This window comes from Lysobacter sp. HDW10 (assembly GCF_011300685.1).
Lineage (GTDB): Bacteria > Pseudomonadota > Gammaproteobacteria > Xanthomonadales > Xanthomonadaceae > Solilutibacter.
This window is the reverse complement of the sequence record NZ_CP049864.1, coordinates 417,116-437,182: the sequence shown is the minus strand read 5'-3', so window position 1 is coordinate 437,182 and position 20,067 is coordinate 417,116. Positions and strand designations below refer to the sequence as shown.

The following is a 20,067-nucleotide window of genomic DNA, read 5'->3' as shown; positions in this document are numbered from 1 at the left end:
ACTCGCTGTGACATGCAAGTCAGGACTGAAATTACCGCTGCCGTTGATGCATCTTGTGCACGCGTCCTCTCGGCATGCACGCGCGAAGGGATCGAGTTGCCCGCAAACGCATCTGCGCGATTGGCGAAGATGGCGTGGGTCAGCGATTTCGCGATGGACGTGTTTGAACGCCGACCACGCGTCTTGCAGCGCTTGTTGGCAGATGACGGTGCGGTCGAATTTGAGTTCGAGGGTGTCGGTCTCACAGATACAACCGACATTCAGACGGATCTGCGTCGCCTGCGACAGAACGAATCGGTGCGCTTGATTTGGCGCGATGTATTTGCGCTCGATGACACCGCAGTCACCTTGCGAAGCAGCACGCGGCTTGCCGAGCGCTGCATGACGATTGCGCTGACGCACCTTGAGTCCGCGATGGCGACGCGACATGGCTTGGTTCGAAATACAGCGGGTGATGTCGTTCGCCTGGTTATTTTTGGCTTGGGCAAGCTCGGTGGTGGCGAACTGAATTTCTCTTCTGATATCGACATCGTATTCGCCTACGAAGAAGAGGGCGAGAGCGACGGCGCGCGACCATTACCTGCAGAGCAATACTTCGCGCGCTTGGGTCAACAGTTTGCGAAGTTGTTGGACGAAATCACGCCGGAAGGGTTCAGCCACCGCGTCGACTTGCGTTTGCGGCCTTATGGCAATGCGGGGCGTGTTGCGTGGTCATTTGGTGCACTTGAGCAGTATTTCCAGCGCGAAGGACGCGATTGGGAACGCTATGCATGGTTGAAGGCGCGCGCGGTCGCGGGCGACCTGGAAGCCGGTGCGCGTTTTGCGCAGGTGCTGCGCCCCTTCGTCTATCGACGGTATCTCGACTACGGCGCGATCGATGGGTTGCGTGAGATGAAGGCCATGATCAATGCGGAAGTCGCACGCAAAGACATGGCGCACGATGTGAAGCGTGGACCGGGTGGCATTCGCGAAGTCGAGTTCTTTGCCCAAGTGCTGCAGATCATTCGCGGTGGCCGCACGCCCGCATTGCAGTGCCGCGGCTTCATGCGTGCTTTGGCCGCGCTGAAAGTATCCGGCTTGGTAGCACCCGCCGACGCGACAGATCTGCTTGAAGCGTACTTGTTCTTACGCAAAGTCGAGAACCGTATTCAAATGCGCGGCGATGTCCAAGTACACACCCTGCCTGAGGATGCCCTGGGTCTATATCGACTCGCCATCGGACTGGGCTATGCAGACGCCGAAGACTTCAAGCGTGCGCTTGCTTACCAACGCTCAGTCATCAACACGCATTTCTCCTCCTTGCTCGGCACGCGCAAGAAAAAAGACAACGTAGACGATGTCGCCGCGTACTGGCGCGCGTTACCCGAGGAAGGGGAGTCGTCACTGCTGCATGAGATTGGCTTCGAAGATGCGGATGCAGCAGACGACGCTTTACGTCGATTCGCCCAGTCTTTGGCGGTCAAATCTGCCAGCCCACAAAGTCGCAAACGACTGGATCGCGTGATGCCTGCATTGATTGCAGCAACGGCGGCGGCGACAGCGCCCGACATCGCGCTCGCACGCATGTTGACCTTGCTCGCCAATATCATGCGTCGCAGCAGTTACTTGGCATTGTTAGATGAACAACCCGCAGCGCTGCAACGCTTGGTCGACATTCTGGGTCGCAGCGCATTGCTTGGCGAGCGACTCGCCAACTTCCCGATCTTGTTAGATGAGTTGTTGGACGCGCGCGACGCCGATGCGTTTCCAACACGCGCTGAGCTGATTCAGCAATGCCGCGCGCAAGTGGCCCCGTATCTGGAAGACGTTGAGCGCGCATTGGCTGAGCTCAATGAACTGCGACAAATGCTGAGCTTCCGTATCGCCTTGGCAACATTGGATCATCGCTTGACCGCCGCACATGCCAGTCAATCGCTCGCGTGGATTGCGGATGCTGTGCTTGAAGCGGTTGTCGCCATTGCCAAACAAGACATGCGCCGCGCCCACGGCGACGTTGCGGGGGGTGAGTTTTTAATCGTGGGCTATGGCAGCGTGGGTGGCGAAGAGCTGGCCTTTGGGTCCGATCTAGACCTTGTGTTTCTGTATACGGCGGATGCTGACGCGCAGTCTGAGGGTGCACGACCCCTCGAGGCATCACGCTGGTACGCACGCATTGCCCAAAAAATCGTGAGCATGCTGCAAACGCCGACTGCCGCCGGGCGCTTGTATGACGTCGATGTGCGCCTGCGCCCGGATGGCGCAAAAGGCTTGTTGGTTTCGACGCTCTCGAGCTATGCGGATTACCAAACCCAGCGCGCATGGACGTGGGAGCATCAAGCCTTGGTGCGTGCGCGCGCCTTGGTCGGTGATAGGGCGTTGAAATCGCGTTTCGAAGCAACGCGCATCGAGATCCTGCAGCAAGACAAGGATGCCGCAAAGATATTGCAAGAAATCGCAGATATGCGTGCGCGCATGCGCCAAGAATTGGATCGTTCGCGCGCGACGATGTTCGACCTTAAGCAAGGCGAGGGCGGTCTGGTCGATATCGAGTTCATCTTGCAGGCCTTAGTCCTCACCCATGCGGCATCGCACCCCGCCCTGCTGGCACAGACGCGCAGCACAGATTTGATCGCGGCCGTGGCGCACGCAGGTTTGCTTCAATCTTGTGGCGCGCACTTAAGTGTGGCGCACGACATCCTGGCGACGCTTGCACTGCAATGCATGTTGGATCGACGCAAACGCATGGTGACCGAAGACGACACGCTGCAAAGCGCACGAGAAACTGTGCAGGGCGTATGGGCGCAAGTATTTACTTCAACGCATTCAAGCGCTGGCTGATGTCTCCTGCCACACGCTGAGATTCACGCAACGGGGTTAGTTGTAAGGCATCGACACTGCCCAGCGCACGAACGCGCTTTGCGTCTTCCAGCGTACGAACGAACTTTGCGACGCGGCCGCGCATACGCGCTGCGCCGACATATTCCACCGGCAGTGCAGTGGCACAACTTTCCGACAGCATATTGACCGAGTCGGCCGTACACACAATGCGCGTCGAACACGCCAGTAGGAACGGGTACGGGTTGGTTCTTTCATCGTCAAAGGACCAAAGCCGTACATCGCCTTGCGACGTCAGTGACCGAATCGTGGCAGACCAGTCGGCCGGTGTGCGCGACGACGTGCACACATAAATCAGACCGTCGAACGAGGCACGCACTTGTGCGATGGCATCCAATACCGCTTCAAGGTCGTAAGGGGTATCTGCCGTCGGGCCGCCGACTAGCACCGCACAAAGCGGGCCGACGGCACGAATATCGACCGGCGCACAGTCGCGATAGCGTTGCAGCCACGCATCGTCGATCGCATTCAAGCTGCCTTGCATCACGATGACATTTTCGCCACGCAAGCGGTCGTGCGCGGGGACGACCACGACGTCCCAATGTCGCGCATCGATGCGTGGGTCCAAAATTTGAATGCTGCGTACGCGATCGCTGCGCAACAACCGTGTGGCCAATGCAGCTTGACGACCGCAGCCGATGGCAATGCAGGGCTTCTCTGTGAGTGTGCCCGCTAAATCAGGGCGAAATGCATGCTGTGCACCTGGCCACACACGCGGCGCGAGCCACCGCCAGGGTGCTGCGGTTCGAAGCGTGATGGACGACACGGTGTTGCCCACCCAATGCGCGAGCGCCTCTGCTTGGCGCGCATTTCCGGCGCGGCCGTCATGGAGGGCAAAGCATGGAAGTGTCTGTGACATGCGCGTTCAAGATACTGCTATTTACGTCGTCTGTACGCAGCGCAACGTTACAATGAAGCCTTTCATATCGTCATTTCGGCAGGATCTATGAACTTTAATGCGTTGGATGCGTCGTCGCTAGAACAACTCTTCACTACGGCGCGCACGCACAACAAGCTCGATGGTGAAATCAGTGACGAGCAACTGAAAGCCATCTATGCCTTGACCAAGTTCGGTCCGACCGCAGCAAACAGTTGCCCCGCGCGTTTTGTATTCGTCAAATCAGCGGAAGCCAAGAAGCTGCTCGAACCTGCGCTGGATGCCGGCAACCACGACAAAACGATGGCCGCGCCGGTGACCGTGATCGTGGGCTACGACATGGACTTCCATGAAAAGCTGCCCGAACTCTTTCCGCACACCGACGCCAAGGCTTGGTTCGAAGGTGAGAGAGAGAATCGCTTCGTTCCCGCGTTTAGAAACGGCACCTTGCAAGGCGCGTATTTCATCATGGCCGCGCGTGCATTGGGCTTGGATTGCGGGCCGATGTCAGGCTTTAACAACGCCATGGTCGACGAAGTCTTTTTTAAAGGCACGGCGATTCGATCCAATTTCTTGATCAACTTGGGTAAAGGGGATCACGCCGCGATCTTCCCGCGCTCACCGCGCTTGGCATTTGAGGACGCTTGTCGCATCGCATGAACACGCAGCACTTTCGCCCGGCCACGGAACGTGGACATGTCTCGATGGGATGGCTAGATAGCCGTCATACCTTTTCGTTCGGTCATTTCTACGATCCCAACTGGATGGGCTTTGGTCCGTTGCGCGTCATCAATGAAGATCGTGTGCAGCCTGGCAAAGGATTTCAAACGCACGGGCACGCGAACATGGAAATCCTGAGCTTTGTGTTGTCGGGGCACCTCGCGCACAAAGACACGCTCGGCACGCAGATCGACCTGCATGCCGGTGATGTGCAATGCATGAGTGCAGGGTCGGGGATTGAACACAGTGAGTTCAATGGCTCGAATACAGAAGCCGTGCATTTTCTGCAGGTCTGGATTCAACCAGACCGCGTGAATGCAGCGCCCAGACACGCCCAACGCAATTTCCCCCGTCCAGCGGCGGGCGAGTGGGTGCTGATCGCATCCGCCGACGGTGAAGCCGAGAGCTTGCCGATCCGACAAGATGCCCGCGTCTTCCGCGGCGCGGCTACCGCAGACGCTCCGGTGTCGCTCGAGGTCGCCGCAGGACGCAAGGTGTGGGTGCAGATGATTGAAGGGCAATGGGCATTTGAAGGTCAGATGCTGACGGCCGGCGACGGGCTCGGCATTGATGTGACGACCGGTTCGCTACAGTTCAGCAGCCCGACACAGGGCGAAGCGCTCGTCTTCGACCTGCCGGCCTGAACAGGGCGCACACTGCTAAAATAGCCTTTTCGTTACACAGTCTGAGCCCCATGTCCGAATCGAATGCAACGCCGAATCCGCAAGCGCAAAGCGTGCATGAAGTTAAGCGCGCCGATTTGCCGCTGAGCTGTCCGACGCCGCAGATGGCGCTGTGGAACGCACACCCCCGCGTTTATTTGCCGATTGAGGCCGATGGCGGCGAAGTTAGCTGCCCTTACTGCGGCGCGCATTACAAACTGATCGATTGAACCGACGCGCGTGAACGCACGTGCGCGACCCCTTCGCGTATTGCAATTACTCCCGGCGATGGAAGCCGGTGGCGTGGAAAAATCGACGCTTGAAATTGCCGACGCATTGATTGCTGCAGGCCATGAAGCCACAGTCATTTCCGCGGGGGGGCGACTGGTGCCGGCGCTCGAAGCACTAGGCGCCACGCACATCACGCTGGATATCGGCCGCAAGTCTCTCATGACGCTTAGGCACGTTCGAACCTTGCGGCGCTTGATGGCGAACGTCGATGTCGTGCATGCACGTTCGCGGGTGCCTGCATGGCTTGCTTGGTTCGCATTGCGTGGCATGAAAGTCGCACCGCATTTCGTCACGACTGTGCATGGTCTGAATTCCCCTTCGCGCTATAGCCGCATCATGACGGCAGGGGAGCGCGTCATTTGTGTGTCGAATGTCGTCAAGGCCTATGTACTGCGTCATTACCCGGAAACACCCGAACGCAAACTCGTGGTCATTCCGCGCGGCATTGACGCTGCGCGTTATCCAAGACGCGCGTCAATCGATACGACCGCACGTGCGCAGTTTGCGCAGCAGTGGCCACAACTGGCAGCGGCCGGTGCCCTGCTGTTGTTGCCGGGCCGCGGCACGCGATTGAAGGGGCATGAAGATGCCATCCGTTTGGTTCAACACTTGAAGGCTGAGGGCCTATCGACGGTGCTTTGGATGCCGGGTGCCGATGATCCGAAGCGTGCCGCTTATGTCTCCGAACTGAAAACCTTGGCCGAGACCTTAGGCGTTGCGAACCAGATCCTCATCACGCCGCCCATAGCGAACATTCCCGACGCGTATGCAGCCAGCGATGTGGTCTTGCAGCTGTCGCGTAAGCCCGAAAGTTTTGGTCGGACGGTGGTTGAGGCGCTCAGCGTGGGCGCACCTGTTTTAGGTTGGGACCACGGGGGTGTCGGCGAAATTTTGCACGCGCTATTTCCAGCAGGTGCGGTCGCTGACTTCAACACAGCCGAACTCGTTAAAAAAGCGAAAACATTTTTGAACGCGCCACCCGCTTTGCCGAGCGCGATACCTTACACGCTTGAATCCATGCAGGATGCTACGCTCAAAGTGTATGACGAACTCCAATCCAAACATTGAAGTCCGCGCCTCAGGCTGGCGGTGGGCCCCGTGGTGGGTCTTGGCGTATATCGCCTTGCTGCCAGCACCCGGCGTTGCAGAAGCCGTACTCACCTTAGGGGCGCTCTTCACCATCTTCAGATTGTCGATGGTGAAATTCCGTGGCGGCTCTCAACTTTTGAGTGCACCCGCTTGGGCGCTAACGACGACCTTGTTCTTTGCGTATTGGACGCCGCAGCTCATCGCTTCCATCGATGCGAGCAATCATTTGGAAGCCTTGAAGCGCACCTTTGCCGGACTGCGTTATTTGCCGTTTCTCTGGCTCGTCGCCATTGCCGTTGCAGATGCGCGTTTGCGCGTGACGACGTTTTCAGGGATTGGGGTCATCGTGTTTTTGTGGAGCATTGATGCCCTGATTCAGGCGTGTTTCGGCCATAGCTTGGGCTTTCACGTGTTGGATACGCTTAAGCAATTGATTGAACACAAGCCGATGTGTACGGCACAGGAGATAGCGGCTGCTGATCGCATCAGTGGTGTCCTCGGACCCTGCAATCTCAAGCTCGGGATTGTGCTGGCCAGTCTGTCTCCTTTTGCTTTGTATCTCGCACACGCGCGTGCGCGTGTCCCCGGTTGGTTTGTCGCCGCCGCCTTGATTGGTGTGACGATTCTCTTGGCTGGATCGCGTGCATCGTGGCTGACCTATGCCTTGGTGTTGCTGGTGTCAGGCTGGCGCATTCTGGGTTGGAAGGGACTGACGGCAACCTTTGCCGTAGGCGTCCTGACCATCGTGGTGCTGGGGTTAACCGTGCCGCAAGTACAACAGCGCATTGAGCGGACGCTGACGGTGGTCACGTTCAACGAAAGAGGGCTTGATCACGCTTTGGCAGGTCGTACCCGAATTTGGGGCGCTGCCGAATGCATGATCAAATCGCATCCCATCAATGGTGTGGGTCCGCGCGATTTCCGAGAAGCATTCCCGGCATGTGATCCGGAACCGTATGAGAAGCCTGCATGGGGCGAAGGGCCTGCCTTGCATGCACATCAGTGGGTGCTGGAAGTGTTGAGCGAAACGGGCTTTATCGGCCTACTCCTTTGGATGTCGGGCATTGCACTTGCATGGCGCGCGTGGCGCTTTGCATCTGCAAAGGCACGTGACAACGCAAGACCCGCCATGTGGGCGCTGATCGTGACCTTCTTTCCCTTCAATACGCATTTGGCCTTTTACTCGGCCTTTTGGGGTGGCGTTGCGTTGTTACTCGTCGCCTTATATTCGGGCAGCTTGTTGGCGCAAGAAGACGAAGCGCCATGAATGTCGCGCGCAACACCTTGAGCGGTGTCGTGACCACGTTCAACAATGCAGCCACTTTGGATGCCTGCTTGTCCAGTTTGTCGTTCTGCGATGAATTGGTGGTCTTGGACTCGGCGTCGACAGACGGCACGCAAGCGATTGCAAGACAGCACGGTGCACGACTCTTCGAAGAGCCTTTCAAGGGCTACGGTGCGCAAAAGCAATCCGCCATAGACAAGTGCACAAGTGATTGGATCTTGCTGCTGGATGCGGATGAATGGTTGGCCGAAGGTGCGAAAGACATCATTCAAGAACAACTCGCACACCCAAATGCCGACGGTTATCGCCTTGCGCGTGACGAGTGGTTGTTCTGGCGTTGGCCGGCGCGGGGCACGCGCGGCAATCATCAATTGCGATTATTCCGAAAATCTGCGGGCGCGATGAACGCAGTCCCTGTGCATGCAGCGCCTGAAGTCAAAGGCGTTGTGCGTGATCTTGCGGCGCGCTTCTGTCATTTCGGTGAGCCTGAAATCGCGGTGCGTGTGGAGAAGATCAATCGTTACTCTTCCGGTTTGGTTGAGCATTCGGCGCGCAAGCACAAACGCTTCATGGGCACGCGCTTGGTGGTCTACCCGTGGCTTGCCTTCTTGAAGATGTATGTCGGTAAGCGGTACTTCTTGAATGGCTGGGCAGGTTTTATTGCCGCCCGAACCCACGCGTTTTATGCCTTCTTGAAGTACGCAAAAGTGTATGAGGCACGCATCAAACGTGCGCGCACGACTCAAGATGTATAACGTGATGCGCCGTCCGGCTGTCGCTTAAAACGACGGTGAATCCACAAATACTGCGAGGGTGCTTCTCGCACCATTGATTCAATTGCGGCGTTGACCCGTGCGGTGTCTTGTGTGGCATCTTGCGTCGGGAAGTCTGCCAGCGCTTCGCCGATACGCAAGACATACCGATCGCCTTCGCGTCGATGAAAGAAGGGCACAACAGCACAGCCGCTTAGACGCGCAAACTGATGGGTCGCCGTGATCGTCGCCGCGGGCACGCCAAAAAACGGAACAAAGACCGTGTCCTTGCCGCGCATGTCTTGGTCGGGGGCATACCAAAGAAACCCCCCTTGCTTGAGGTGTCGGATCGCAGCGCGCGTTTCGTCATTGCCAAACATGCGCGTGGCATAGCGCATGCGTCCTTCCATCACCGCGCGTTCCATCAACGGGTTTCGATAGGGACGGTACATGCCGGCGAGCGGCACATGATCGCATAGCAAGCGGCCACACATTTCCAAGGTCATGAAGTGGCCCGAAACCAGCAACACGCCGCGCCCCTCAGCTCGAATGCCTTCCAGAATCTCCAAGCCTTCAATGTGCACGTCGCGCCGGAAGCGTTCGGCGTCTCCCCACCATGCGCGCGCAAACTCGAACAAGCCGATGCCGAGGTCACGAAAACTGTCGCGAACCAATCGCGCGCGCGATGCCGCATCCATCTCTGGAAAGCACAGGTCGATATTTGTGCGTGCGGCACGCCGACGCGCCGACATGCTATGAAACGCGAGCCAACCGACCATCGCGCCAAAGCGCTTCTGCAAGGGCCACGCAATGCGTCCGCAGCCTTTCAATACGGCCAAGCCGAACCAAGTAGGCAAGTCTTTAAGACGCACGGCGCGGGCGGGAGATTCACTCATATGCAAAAGTCTAAAGTGCAATGTGTCCAGCGGGGTGACAATCGCATTGCTATCCTTGTGCCATGAGCCGGGATCCCATCGAACGTGTCCTTCGGGCCGCGTATTCCGTGGCGCTCGTCGTGCTATTGCCGATTACGCTTTATCACTTGGTATGGCGTGGCTTTCGCCAGCCGGCTTATTTCCAGCGTTGGGGCGAGCGCTATGCCCGCTATCCAACACCCACCGAACCCACACCGGTGTGGGTGCACGCGGTGTCTGTTGGCGAAGTCAACGCCATTGCACCGCTCGTGCAGCGATTGCTGGCCCAAGCGCCAGGCAGGCGCTTGGTGATCACAACGATCACGCCGACGGGCTCTGCACGCGTCCAAGCCCTTTGGGGTGAGCGCGTCGAGCATGTCTACTTGCCCTATGACCTCAAGCGTTTCATGCGTCACTTCTTGGCGCACTTTAAACCGTCGGTTGCGCTGATCGTAGAAACCGAGCTTTGGCCCAACATGCTATTTGCATGCCGCGACGCAGGCGTGCCGGTGTGCATCTTGAACGCCCGATTGTCCGCACGTTCCTTGCGTGGCTATCAGGTGTTGGATGCGCTCATTCGTCGTGCGTTGGGTACGGTCAAACGGGTGTGTGCGCAATCGCGTTTGGACGGAGAGCGCTTCATTCGCCTTGGCGCACACCGAGATGCTGTGGTGGCCACCGGCAATCTCAAATTCGACGTCAATCCGCCGGAAGGCATCGACGCGCTCAAACAAGTCTTTTCGCATCATGCAGGTCAGCGCCCCGTGTGGATCGCTGCGAGTACGCATCCTGAAGAAGAGGCCTTTGTGTTGTCTGCGCACCGGCGCGTGCGCCAGCGATGGCCGGATGCCTTGCTGATTTGGGCGCCACGCCATCCGGAACGCTTCAAAGGCGTTGCGGATCAGGCGCGCGCTCAGGGCATGCGTGTTTCAACACGCAGCGTGAATGACTGGCCAGACACAAGTGATGCCGTGTTTGTACTCGACACCTTGGGTGACCTCGGGCGTTTCTATGCCGTGGCCGACATTGCATTCGTCGGCGGTAGTTTGCAGATGGTCGGCGGCCACAACATGCTTGAGCCCGCGATCATTGGCGTGCCCATCATCACCGGGCCCCACCTCTTCAATTTCAGTGACATCAGTCAGCGCATGCGTGATGCGCATGCAATGCGCGTAGTTCAAGATCCGGCTGAATTCGAAGCAGCACTGATGCAGTTGTTCGAATCTCCGGAAGAACGCACGCGCATGAAAAACGCCGCGCATGCACTGGTGGTGCAAGGACGCGGCGCTTTGGACAACACGCTCGAAGCGATTACTTCTTTTTTGCCTTCGCCGTAGTTGCAGCCGCTGTCTTGCCGACCTTGTCTGCCGGCACCGTCAACATACGATTGACGTCAGCCAGATCTTCCACAGTCAAGGTGCCTGCCGATTGTTCGAGCAGCAAACGTGATTGCAGGAAGTCATATTTGGCCTTCGAATACGCCTGCTTGGCATTGAAGAGGTTTTGTTGGTTGATCAAGACGTCGATCACGGTGCGGGTGCCGACTTCCAAGCCGACCAACGACGCGTCATAGGCCGCCTGTGCAGATTCCAAGGCAGAGCGGCGTGCTTCAACTGTGCTGACACCTGCAACCAAGCCTTGATAGGCGGCGCGCGTATTGCGTTCCAGGCCGCGACGTGTGGCTTCCATTTGGTCTTGCGCACCGTCACGCTGTGCAATTGCCTGACGCACTTGCGACGCCGTTGCGCCGCCATTGAAGATCGGCACGCTCAATTGCAGGCTGACCGACGGGCCGTCACTCATACCATCTGATTTGCGCGACACACCGCCCACTTCATTCTTGGTCCAGCTCTTGCGCACGTCGTAGCCGGCACTCGCATACAAACGCGGCATGTAGCCCGCACGTGCACTTGAAATACCTTCTTCAGCGGCTTCAACGTTGAACTTCTGCGCAGCGAGCGTCGGGTTGTTTTCAAACGCGCGTTGCACCCATGCGTCAACCGGGCCTTCAGCCGGCAACGAGGCTTTGAAGTTATCCGGCAATGCCATCAGGTTGTTCACCGGTGCACCGGTAATTTCGCGCAGGGCTTGGTACGCGTCGTCTACCGCATTGCGCACAAGGATGGTGTTTGCGCGGGCGTCGTCGTATTGCGCACGTGCTTCATGCACGTCGGTGATCGGTGCCAAACCCACCTCAAGGCGCTTCGACGCGAAGTCGAATTGCTTCTTCAAAGCGGTCTCACGCGATTCTGCTGCGTTCAAGGTTTCCAAAGCGATCAACACATTGAAGTACGCTTGCGACGTTCGCGTAATCAAGGTGTCGCCTGCGGCGCTCAATGTCATATCGCTGGCTTTGCCACTCGCACGCGAACTGCGCAAACGCGCATTGGCGGCCGGGTCAAATACCATCTGGCTCAAGCTGAGACCGCCGCTGAGCGAACGCGATGTCGTGGTGGAATTCCCCGAGACAAGCACCGGCAGGTTGGTGTTGGGATCGATCACCGTGGTCGAACCGGAGTCCGACTTTGAGATCGATTCGCCACCCGTCACGCTTCCGCTGATTTGCGGCAGCATGGCAGCCCGTGCTTGGACGGCGTTTTCCTTCACCGCACGATTGCTCGCTTCTGCGCCCGCAAAGGTCGGGTCAGAGGTACGGGCGAGGTTGTAGGCCTGCAGCAAATCGTCTGCGTGGGCAAAGCCCGGCACGACGGCGATTGCGATGGCTAGGGTCAGGCTGCTGCGACGCATGCAAATTCCTCGAATCAAAATTTGAAAGAGGGCGCAGGTGCGGCGCCCTTCAAGTAGGGAAGATCAGTTTCAAACAACGAATCGGTGCGGCCGTCGGCGTGGCGCACAATGGCTTCCATCACCGGCGATTGGCCACGCACCACGAACATACGTCCCGTCGGCGCCAACCACTTCAGAAAGTGTGCAGGCACTTCAGTGACGGCGCCTGTCACGCAAACGACGTCAAAAGTGGCCTCGGATGACCAATTCATGGCATCCGCTTCCACGACCTCAATATTCTGAATGCCTTGCGCGCTCAAATTGGTGCGCGCACGTTCGGCCAACATCTCATCGATTTCCAAAGACGTGACATGCGAAGACATGCGTGCCAAGCACGCCGTGAGATAGCCCGAGCCGGTGCCAATTTCCAGCACGCGCTCGTGCGCTTGAGGCAGCAAGCCTTGCAAGCAGCGACCTTCAACCACGGGCTTCATCATGTATTCGCCGTGACCCAAAGGCAGGGACGTGTCTGCATATGCGTTCGCGCGTTGCGATTCCGGCACGAAATCTTCGCGCGGAATGGCATTCAAAGCTTCAAGCACGCGCATGTCGACCACTTCCCAGGGGCGAACCTGTTGCTCAACCATGTTTTCGCGAAGCTGGCGGAAGTCGATCGTCATGAGAAGTCCGAAGTTCAGGGGGACACAATTTTAACGCGTTGGGTCCAATTCCGATGACAAGAGTCGCAGAAGGCATTCATCTGCCCGAGTGCCGGAAGTCACCAGACGGGAGTCATGGCTCGGTCAACCCGACGTTTGACACGGTATAAGGTCGAAATCATGGCAAAATGCAGGCCAGAAGCGGGGGTACCGTCACGGCGGTTGAGATAGACCCTTTGAACCTGATCCGGGTGATGCCGGCGTAGGGAAGCTTGCAGGATGGCTCACGCCACCGCTTCGTCTTGATTGCCTGAAAGGACGAATGCCATGAATGCTGTACCCAACGAACTGATTCGCCAAACCGAGCAACTCTCGGAAACGGTCACCCGCCCGATCCCCGGCTCCAGCAAGATCTATGTGCAAGGCTCGCGCGAGGACTTGCGCGTCCCGATGCGCGAAATTGCGTTAACCACGACCCCCACCTTGTTTGGCGGCGAAGCCAATGCACCGGTGACGGTCTACGACACGTCGGGGCCATACTCCGACCCGACTGTTCGCATTGATCTCGCCGCGGGCTTACCGCCGTTGCGCAACGCGTGGATTGAAGACCGCAAAGATACCCAACAACTGGAAGGGATCACGTCGCAGTTTGGCCAAGCGCGCGAACACGATGCAAAGTTGGATCACGTGCGTTTCCCCAACCGCACTGCACCCAGATGCGCCATTGCGGGTGCGAATGTCAGCCAGATGCATTACGCGCGCCGCGGCATCGTCACACCAGAAATGGAATTCGTGGCCATTCGCGAAAACCAACGTTTGGAAGCGGTGCGTGAAGCACACCTCCTGAAGCAACATCCCGGCCATTCGTTCGGTGCAAATATCCAGACATCGATCACGCCTGAATTCGTGCGCGATGAAATTGCGCGCGGTCGCGCCATCCTGCCGAATAACATCAATCACCCGGAAAGCGAGCCGATGATTATCGGTCGCAACTTTCTGACCAAGATCAACGCAAATATCGGCAATAGTGCTGTGAGTTCCGGCATTGCCGAAGAAGTTGAAAAGCTGGTGTATGCGATTCGTTGGGGTGCCGACACCGTGATGGATCTCTCCACCGGCAAGCACATCCACGAAACGCGCGAATGGATCTTGCGTAACTCACCGGTGCCGATCGGTACCGTGCCGATTTATCAAGCACTCGAGAAAGTCGATGGCCGTGCCGAAGAACTCAATTGGGACATCTTCCGCGACACGTTGATTGAGCAAGCCGAACAAGGTGTTGACTACTTCACCATCCACGCGGGTGTTTTGCTGCGCCACGTGCCGTTGACAGCAAAGCGTGTGACCGGGATTGTCTCGCGCGGTGGCTCGATCATGGCCAAGTGGTGTTTGGCACACCACAAAGAAAACTTCCTCTATACGCATTTCGAAGATATCTGCGACATCATGAAAGCGTATGACGTCGCTTTCTCGTTGGGCGATGGTTTGCGTCCGGGTTGTTTGGCAGACGCCAACGACGCCGCACAATTTGGCGAGCTAGAAGCCTTGGGTGAACTCACCAAGATTGCGTGGAAGCACGATGTGCAAACCATGATTGAAGGGCCGGGCCATGTGCCCATGCAATTGATTAAAGAGAACATGGATAAGCAACTCGCCGAATGCGGCGAAGCGCCGTTCTATACCTTGGGGCCTCTCACCACCGATATCGCGCCCGGCTACGATCACATCACGTCTGCCATCGGCGCCGCGATGATTGGTTGGTATGGCACCGCGATGCTGTGCTATGTCACACCCAAAGAGCACTTGGGATTGCCCAATCGCGAAGATGTACGCGAAGGCATCATGGCCTACAAAATTGCCGCGCACGCCGCGGACCTGGCGAAAGGCCATCCAGGCGCACAAGTGCGTGACAACGCGCTTTCAAAAGCACGTTTCGAATTCCGTTGGCAAGATCAGTTCCACCTCGGCTTAGACCCCGAGCGGGCGATGGAATACCACGACGAAACCATGCCGAAAGAAGCACATAAATCCGCACACTTCTGCAGCATGTGTGGGCCACACTTCTGTTCCATGCGCATCACACAAGACGTGCGTGACTATGCAGAGGCGCAAGGCATCAGTGAAGAGGACGCATTGAAAGCAGGCATGGCGGAAAAATCAGCAGAATTCCGCGAAGCAGGCGCTGAGGTTTACCATCAAGAATAAGTAAAGCCGAGATCAAACAATGCCGAAAGTAAAACGCCCCCATGTCGGGCCGGGTTCTTTGATCGGTTGGGTACGCGATGAACCGAGTCGCTTGTTGCTTGCGGCACAGTTCATCGCGGTCTTGCTCTATCCCTTTGCTGGCGGCAATCGCGTTGGACACGTCCTCACCAGCATTATCAGTGTGGGCGTGCTGGCCATCGCCTTGCTCATGGTGCGAAAGTCGCCACGCAGCGCGCTATTTGCTGCGTTGTTGTCGCTGGCCGGTGTGGTCCTTTGGATCATTCATTCGAGCACCTCGAATGCATCGGTCGGCATCATTGCGGGATTGTTCTACGCCGGTGCCTATTTCTATGCCGCCAGCGCGCTCATCGGCTACATGATGGAAGACGAGCACGCCACCTTGGATGAAATCTGGGCGGCAGCCGCGACCTTCATGTTGTTCGTTGAAGGCTATGCGTGGATCTTCATGTCGATGCAGTTGTTCGATCCCAAGGCCTTCATTGGGCCTGCAGAATTGCAGGGCGTGAAAGGTGCCGAATTGAGTTGGGTGGCGCTCTTATTCCTGTCGGGCACGAACTTTTCCGCGACGGGTATGGGAGATGTGCTGCCGCAATCCCCGATGGCGCGCATGGTCGTCATCATTGAGCAATGGAATGGTGTGATGTACCTCGCGGTTGTCCTCGCGCGGCTAGCCGGCTTGATCCGGCGCAAGAACCCCGGCAGCCACAACGGCTAAAATCGAGGGTGAAGCCCTTGGATTCACCTGAATATGAAACTTGCCGCACCCTTTATTCAACTTCCGCTGATGTTCGATGCCGCGCGCTTGGCCGAGGAAATTCAAGCCTTGGGGGAAGGTCCATGGCGCGACCATCCGGCTAAGTTCCCAGGCAATAGCATGCTGCCGCTGGTGGCATCCAAAGGCGACCCCGCAGATGAAAGCTTTGCCGGCGGGATGGCGCCCACGCCGGAATTGAAAGCCTGTCCGTACCTGATGCAAGTGATGGAAAGTTTCGGGGCGACCTTGGGTCGCAGCCGCTTGATGCGTTTGGAGGGACAAGCAGAAGTCACGCCACATACCGACCAGGGCTACTACTGGGCCGAGCGCGTACGTATTCACGTCCCGATCGTGACCCAGCCGACAGTGAGATTTGAATGTGGTGACGCTGCCATCAACATGGCCGCCGGCACCTGTTGGATTTTCGACACATGGCGCAATCATCGTGTCTTGAATGATTCCAGCCTAAAGCGCATCCATTTAGTCGCCGATTCCGTAGGCGGCGGCCGATTCTGGGACATGGTGGCGCAGGGTCGTAAGCACGACGCACCCGAGGCTGCATTCGCGGCGAAGACAATCGCTTTCGATCCAAACAAGCAGGTGCGTCTGGACTGCGAACAGTTCAATCTGCCAAAGGTGATGACGCCGTGGGAAATCCGCTGCCATTTCGAAGATTTGTTCGACGACACGCCCGAACAGCCCGGTCGCGCCGAAGTATTGGCGCAAAGCCACAGGTTCATCAAAGAGTGGCAAGGCTTGTGGTCGCGTTACGGTGATTCCGGTGAAGGCGCACCGGCCTATCGCAGCGCGCTGCAGCGTTTTCTGGAAGCACTGCCGGCAAACGTCGACAGCATCTTGCTCAACAATCAAACACAATGGTTCACGGGCATGACCGCTTGGATTGCAAAGCCTGCGCTGCGAATCTGAACGTATACGACGATTGGGCATGTGAATCTTCGCCAACCGTCGGCTTGCGTGGCCTGCGCTTTCATGTGCGCGTGCGCGTTGCATTCATAGACTAGACGCACTACAGGGAGACACACCATGACACGCCTGACCCGAAACGTTCGCGCTTTATTTATTGCGCTGTGTACGACCGCGCTCTTGGCCGCGTGTTCAAGCGGACCGACCGTTCGCACCGATACCGACCCCGACGCCAATTTCGGCCAATACAAAACATGGGGCTTCTATTCACCGCTCAGCATGGAAAAATCCGGCTACAGCACCTGGGTGAGCGAACGCATCAAAACCAATATCCGTCGAGAAATGACGGCGCGCGGTTATGCCTACAGCGAAAAGCCCGATCTTTGGGTCAACTTCCGCGAGCGTCGTGATGTGCGCACTGCGGTTTATCCGATGACCCAAACGGATGTGCGCTATTTCTATAACCCGCGCGCACGTGCCTATATTGCTGTGCCTGTGTACTACGACGACTATGCCGTCCACCAGTACGTGGAAGGCACATTAAGTGTCGATATCGTGGATTCAAAGGCCAATCGAATGGTCTGGACGGCGGATGCAGTGGGTCGCTCCATGCAGAAATTGCCGGCAAAACGCGCGCCTGAAATCGATACTGCGCTGACAGCAATCTTCATGCATTACCCGTACACGGCTGGGAATGCACAACCGGTTGTGCCCGCCAAATAAGTACAAAAAACCCGCCGGAACGCACCGGCGGGTTTACGGTGTTGCGTCTTACGTTTGGCCTTACTTCGCTGCTTGCATGGCCTTTGCAAAACCGACGGCATCCAATGCTTCGGTGGTGATGCGAATATCAATCTTGTCACTGACGGCCGGCACAAAGGCACCGATACCGAAGTCACTCCGCTTGATCGAGGTGGTCGCGTCAAAACCGACGGCCGGAATTTTCAACATCGGGTGCTCGCCAACGTTATTCATCTTGGCGTCCAGCACGACCGGCTTGGTGACACCCTTGATGGTCAAGTCACCGTAGATTTTGTAAGTGTTGCTGGTGCCTTCGCGCACCACCTTCGTGCTCTTGAATGAAGCAGTGGGAAACTTCGCTGCATCAAAAAAGTCTGCGCTCTTCAAATGCGTGTCCAAATCGGGCACGCGCGTATCGATGCTGCTAATCGGCATATTCAAAGACACAGAGGCCTTCGTCGGTGCGTCGGGGTCGAACTTCAAGACGCCGTCGGTGACATGGATCGCAGCGGCGGGTGTTGAGAAGCCCATGTGGCTCCAACGAAAATCCACTTGCGTGTGACCCGGGTCCAAGGTGTAGGTACGTTCGACGGCGCCGGCATTCAAAGCAAACACAGACAGCGTCAGTAGGGCGATTTTAAGCATTGGGGACTTCATGGCTTTCTCCTGGAGATTAGTGGGGCATCCGGCCAAACTTGCCGGCATTGAAATCGCGAATGGCTTCCGCAATTTCGGCTTGTGAATTCATAACGAACGGGCCATAGCCAACAACAGGCTCATCGATCGGCTCGCCAGACAACAACAGCAGCTTTGCATTGACTGTGGTTTGAATGTCGACGGCTTCACCTTGCGTGGAAAGCGTCAGCATTTCTTTCGCGTCGATGGTTTCGCCGTTCACCGTCGCACTGCCGCCCAAGACCAAAACCAAGGTGGTCCAGCCTTCCGGTTGCGGCATGCTCAGTTGGCCGGGAACCATCCTCACATCAAGCACGTTCATAGGTGAAAACGTTGTCGCCGGTCCTTTTGCATCTGCAAACGCACCTGCGATGACGCGCACGGTATGCCCTGCGTCTGTTTTGACGGCTGGAATATCGGCATCAGTGATGCCCTGATAGCCCGCGTCCGCACCCTTGGCCGACTTCGGCAAATTCACCCAAAGTTGGACCATTTCAAAATCGCCACCCCGCTTGCTGTACTCAGTGGAGTGAAATTCTTCGTGCAAGATGCCAGCGCCTGCCGTCATCCATTGGACGTCGCCGCGACCGATGATGCCGCCGTTGCCGGTTGAATCCAGATGTTCCACTTCGCCTTCGTAAACGATCGTGACCGTTTCAAAGCCGCGATGCGGATGCTGACCAACGCCGCGACGATGGTTCGGGTTCGGTTCGAAGTAGGTCGGCGCCGCATAATCCATCATCAGGAACGGGCTGCGTTCCTGCACCTCGGGTCCGTTGTAGCCGAACATGCCATGGACCGGGAAACCGTCACCCACCCAATGGCGGTTGGGCGCCGAGTGCTTACGAATGACCTTTTTCATGCTGTGCTCCTAACTGAGGCGCTGGGTGCGCCAGTGCATGAGCGCTATTCTGGAATCGGAACGCCGGATGCGGTAGTCTGCAAAAACTCACCTGATCGTTCCAATTTGTGAACACTGGTCACGCCATGCATGATCTCAACGACCTTTATTGCTTCGTCCACGTGGTGGAGCATGGTGGCTTCACCCAAGCCGGTCGTGCCCTAGGCGAACCCAAATCGAAACTCAGTCGCCGAATCGCCAGCATGGAAGAAGCCATGGGTGCGCGACTCTTGCAGCGCTCCACGCGACAGTTTTCTGTCACTGAACTGGGTCAGGCCGTCTATGTGCACGCAAAAGCCATGTTGCTTGAGGCTGACGCTGCGTTCCATGTGGTGAAGCAACATCATTCAAAGCCCCGCGGCGTCATTCGACTGTCGTGTCCCATGGCCTTGTTGGACCAGCGCGTCGGTGCCATGTTGGTGCGCTTCATGCGTCGGCATCCGGAGGTTGAACTCAGCGTAGACCCCACCCACCGGCGCGTCGATGTCATTGCAGATGGTTTTGATTTGGCGCTGCGTGTGCGACCGCCGCCGTTGGAAGATTCCGAGTTGGTGCTTCGCGTATTGGCAAAAGCCACGCAATGTTTGGTGGCCAGTCCAAAGTTGTTGGCCAAAGTCGGAATGCCAAAGAAGCCCGGCGAGCTGATGGGCCTGCCTTCACTTGAAATGGGGACACCGCAGAACCAACACGCGTGGCATTTGGTCGGCCCAGGGGGCGAACAGGCAGCGATATTTCATTCACCGCGGCTGGTGACGCGCGCGATGCTGACGTTGCGAGACGCAGCGGTTGAGGGCATCGGCATTGTGCAATTGCCGTCGCTGCTGACTGATCCCTTGGTGAAAGAAGGCAGTTTGGTGCGCGTGTTGCCCGATTGGGCGCCCTTGCCTGAAATCGTGCACGCGGTCTATCCCTCACGCCGCGGGATGTTACCCGCGGTGCAGGCATTGCTAGATCATTTGAGTGCCGAGTTTGTGGCGCTCGGCAAGGCACTGTGAA

The 20,067-nt window shown here is 57.4% G+C and carries 19 protein-coding genes and 1 riboswitch; of the genes, 13 read left to right on the top strand and 6 right to left on the bottom strand.

Going from position 1 to position 20,067, the window contains the following annotated elements; all coding sequences use genetic code 11:
• The first annotated feature begins 12 nt into the window (after positions 1–12).
• Positions 13–2,817, top strand: a complete 2,805-nt coding sequence (gene glnE, locus G7069_RS02150; RefSeq protein WP_166293811.1) for a bifunctional [glutamate--ammonia ligase]-adenylyl-L-tyrosine phosphorylase/[glutamate--ammonia-ligase] adenylyltransferase — start codon at positions 13–15, stop codon at positions 2,815–2,817.
• Here glnE and G7069_RS02145 read toward each other — a convergent pair.
• A complete protein-coding gene (locus tag G7069_RS02145) occupies positions 2,789–3,733 on the bottom strand; it encodes a mitochondrial fission ELM1 family protein (protein ID WP_166293809.1) in 945 nt (314 codons plus the stop codon). The two genes, glnE and G7069_RS02145, sit on opposite strands and share 29 nt — an antisense overlap.
• Before the next feature lie 87 nt (positions 3,734–3,820).
• Between G7069_RS02145 and G7069_RS02140 the strand changes: the two genes are divergently transcribed.
• Genes G7069_RS02140 through G7069_RS02115 form a run of 6 tightly spaced genes read left to right on the top strand, consistent with a single transcriptional unit; the run spans position 3,821 to position 8,553 of the window.
• On the top strand, positions 3,821–4,411 hold the full coding sequence (locus G7069_RS02140; protein WP_166293808.1) for a malonic semialdehyde reductase: 591 nt from the start codon (positions 3,821–3,823) through the stop codon (positions 4,409–4,411).
• Positions 4,408–5,115 carry a pirin family protein gene (locus tag G7069_RS02135; protein ID WP_166293806.1) on the top strand — a complete coding sequence of 236 codons (708 nt, stop codon included), beginning with the start codon at positions 4,408–4,410 and terminating at the stop codon, positions 5,113–5,115. The genes G7069_RS02140 and G7069_RS02135 overlap by 4 nt, the downstream gene beginning before the upstream one ends.
• 50 nt (positions 5,116–5,165) lie before the next feature.
• Positions 5,166–5,363 carry a zinc-finger domain-containing protein gene (locus G7069_RS02130; RefSeq protein ID WP_166293804.1) on the top strand — a complete coding sequence of 66 codons (198 nt, stop codon included), beginning with the start codon at positions 5,166–5,168 and terminating at the stop codon, positions 5,361–5,363.
• A gap of 58 nt (positions 5,364–5,421) precedes the next feature.
• Positions 5,422–6,492 (top strand): glycosyltransferase, encoded by a 1,071-nt coding sequence (locus G7069_RS02125; protein ID WP_166297435.1) that lies wholly within the window; start codon positions 5,422–5,424, stop codon positions 6,490–6,492.
• Positions 6,467–7,780 (top strand): O-antigen ligase, encoded by a 1,314-nt coding sequence (locus G7069_RS02120; RefSeq protein ID WP_166293802.1) that lies wholly within the window; start codon positions 6,467–6,469, stop codon positions 7,778–7,780. Before G7069_RS02125 ends, G7069_RS02120 begins: the two co-directional genes overlap by 26 nt.
• Positions 7,777–8,553 carry a glycosyltransferase family 2 protein gene (locus tag G7069_RS02115; RefSeq protein WP_166293800.1) on the top strand — a complete coding sequence of 259 codons (777 nt, stop codon included), beginning with the start codon at positions 7,777–7,779 and terminating at the stop codon, positions 8,551–8,553. The genes G7069_RS02120 and G7069_RS02115 overlap by 4 nt, the downstream gene beginning before the upstream one ends.
• On the opposite strand, the gene lpxL is transcribed toward G7069_RS02115, so the two are convergent.
• Entirely contained in the window at positions 8,541–9,446 is a 906-nt protein-coding gene (gene lpxL / locus G7069_RS02110) for an LpxL/LpxP family Kdo(2)-lipid IV(A) lauroyl/palmitoleoyl acyltransferase (protein WP_166293798.1), read from the bottom strand. The two genes, G7069_RS02115 and lpxL, sit on opposite strands and share 13 nt — an antisense overlap.
• A 62-nt stretch (positions 9,447–9,508) precedes the next feature.
• Here lpxL and waaA point away from each other — a divergent pair, with 62 nt between their 5' ends.
• On the top strand, positions 9,509–10,801 hold the full coding sequence (gene waaA, locus G7069_RS02105; RefSeq protein WP_166293796.1) for a lipid IV(A) 3-deoxy-D-manno-octulosonic acid transferase: 1,293 nt from the start codon (positions 9,509–9,511) through the stop codon (positions 10,799–10,801).
• Here the strand turns inward: waaA and G7069_RS02100 are convergent.
• The gene (locus G7069_RS02100) at positions 10,776–12,212 is read right to left on the bottom strand and encodes a TolC family outer membrane protein (RefSeq protein WP_166293794.1); all 1,437 of its coding nucleotides are present in this window, start codon (positions 12,210–12,212) and stop codon (positions 10,776–10,778) included. The genes waaA and G7069_RS02100 overlap by 26 nt on opposite strands.
• A gap of 14 nt (positions 12,213–12,226) precedes the next feature.
• Positions 12,227–12,871 (bottom strand): protein-L-isoaspartate O-methyltransferase, encoded by a 645-nt coding sequence (locus G7069_RS02095; RefSeq protein WP_166293792.1) that lies wholly within the window; start codon positions 12,869–12,871, stop codon positions 12,227–12,229.
• A gap of 172 nt (positions 12,872–13,043) precedes the next feature.
• Positions 13,044–13,137: riboswitch (TPP riboswitch) on the top strand.
• Between the two features lie 40 nt (positions 13,138–13,177).
• On the opposite strand from G7069_RS02095, the gene thiC reads away from it, so the two are divergent.
• From thiC to G7069_RS02075, 4 genes are all read left to right on the top strand, one after another.
• Complete coding sequence (thiC, locus tag G7069_RS02090; RefSeq protein WP_166293790.1) at positions 13,178–15,055, top strand: phosphomethylpyrimidine synthase ThiC; 1,878 nt, start codon at positions 13,178–13,180, stop codon at positions 15,053–15,055.
• A 19-nt stretch (positions 15,056–15,074) separates the two neighbouring features.
• Entirely contained in the window at positions 15,075–15,791 is a 717-nt protein-coding gene (locus tag G7069_RS02085; protein WP_166293788.1) for a two pore domain potassium channel family protein, read from the top strand.
• 33 nt (positions 15,792–15,824) lie between these two features.
• Entirely contained in the window at positions 15,825–16,757 is a 933-nt protein-coding gene (locus tag G7069_RS02080; RefSeq protein WP_166293785.1) for an aspartyl/asparaginyl beta-hydroxylase domain-containing protein, read from the top strand.
• Between the two features lie 117 nt (positions 16,758–16,874).
• Positions 16,875–17,477 carry a DUF4136 domain-containing protein gene (locus tag G7069_RS02075; RefSeq protein WP_166293783.1) on the top strand — a complete coding sequence of 201 codons (603 nt, stop codon included), beginning with the start codon at positions 16,875–16,877 and terminating at the stop codon, positions 17,475–17,477.
• Positions 17,478–17,537: 60 nt separating this feature from the next.
• Here the strand turns inward: G7069_RS02075 and G7069_RS02070 are convergent, their stop codons facing one another.
• Both G7069_RS02070 and G7069_RS02065 read right to left on the bottom strand, forming a co-directional pair.
• Positions 17,538–18,152, bottom strand: coding sequence for a YceI family protein (locus G7069_RS02070; protein WP_240912609.1), 615 nt, complete (start codon positions 18,150–18,152; stop codon positions 17,538–17,540).
• 16 nt (positions 18,153–18,168) lie between these two features.
• Entirely contained in the window at positions 18,169–19,032 is an 864-nt protein-coding gene (locus G7069_RS02065) for a pirin family protein (RefSeq protein ID WP_166293778.1), read from the bottom strand.
• 125 nt (positions 19,033–19,157) lie between these two features.
• Here G7069_RS02065 and G7069_RS02060 point away from each other — a divergent pair, with 125 nt between their 5' ends.
• Complete coding sequence (locus tag G7069_RS02060; protein ID WP_166293776.1) at positions 19,158–20,066, top strand: LysR substrate-binding domain-containing protein; 909 nt, start codon at positions 19,158–19,160, stop codon at positions 20,064–20,066.
• Position 20,067: the final 1 nt, after the last annotated feature.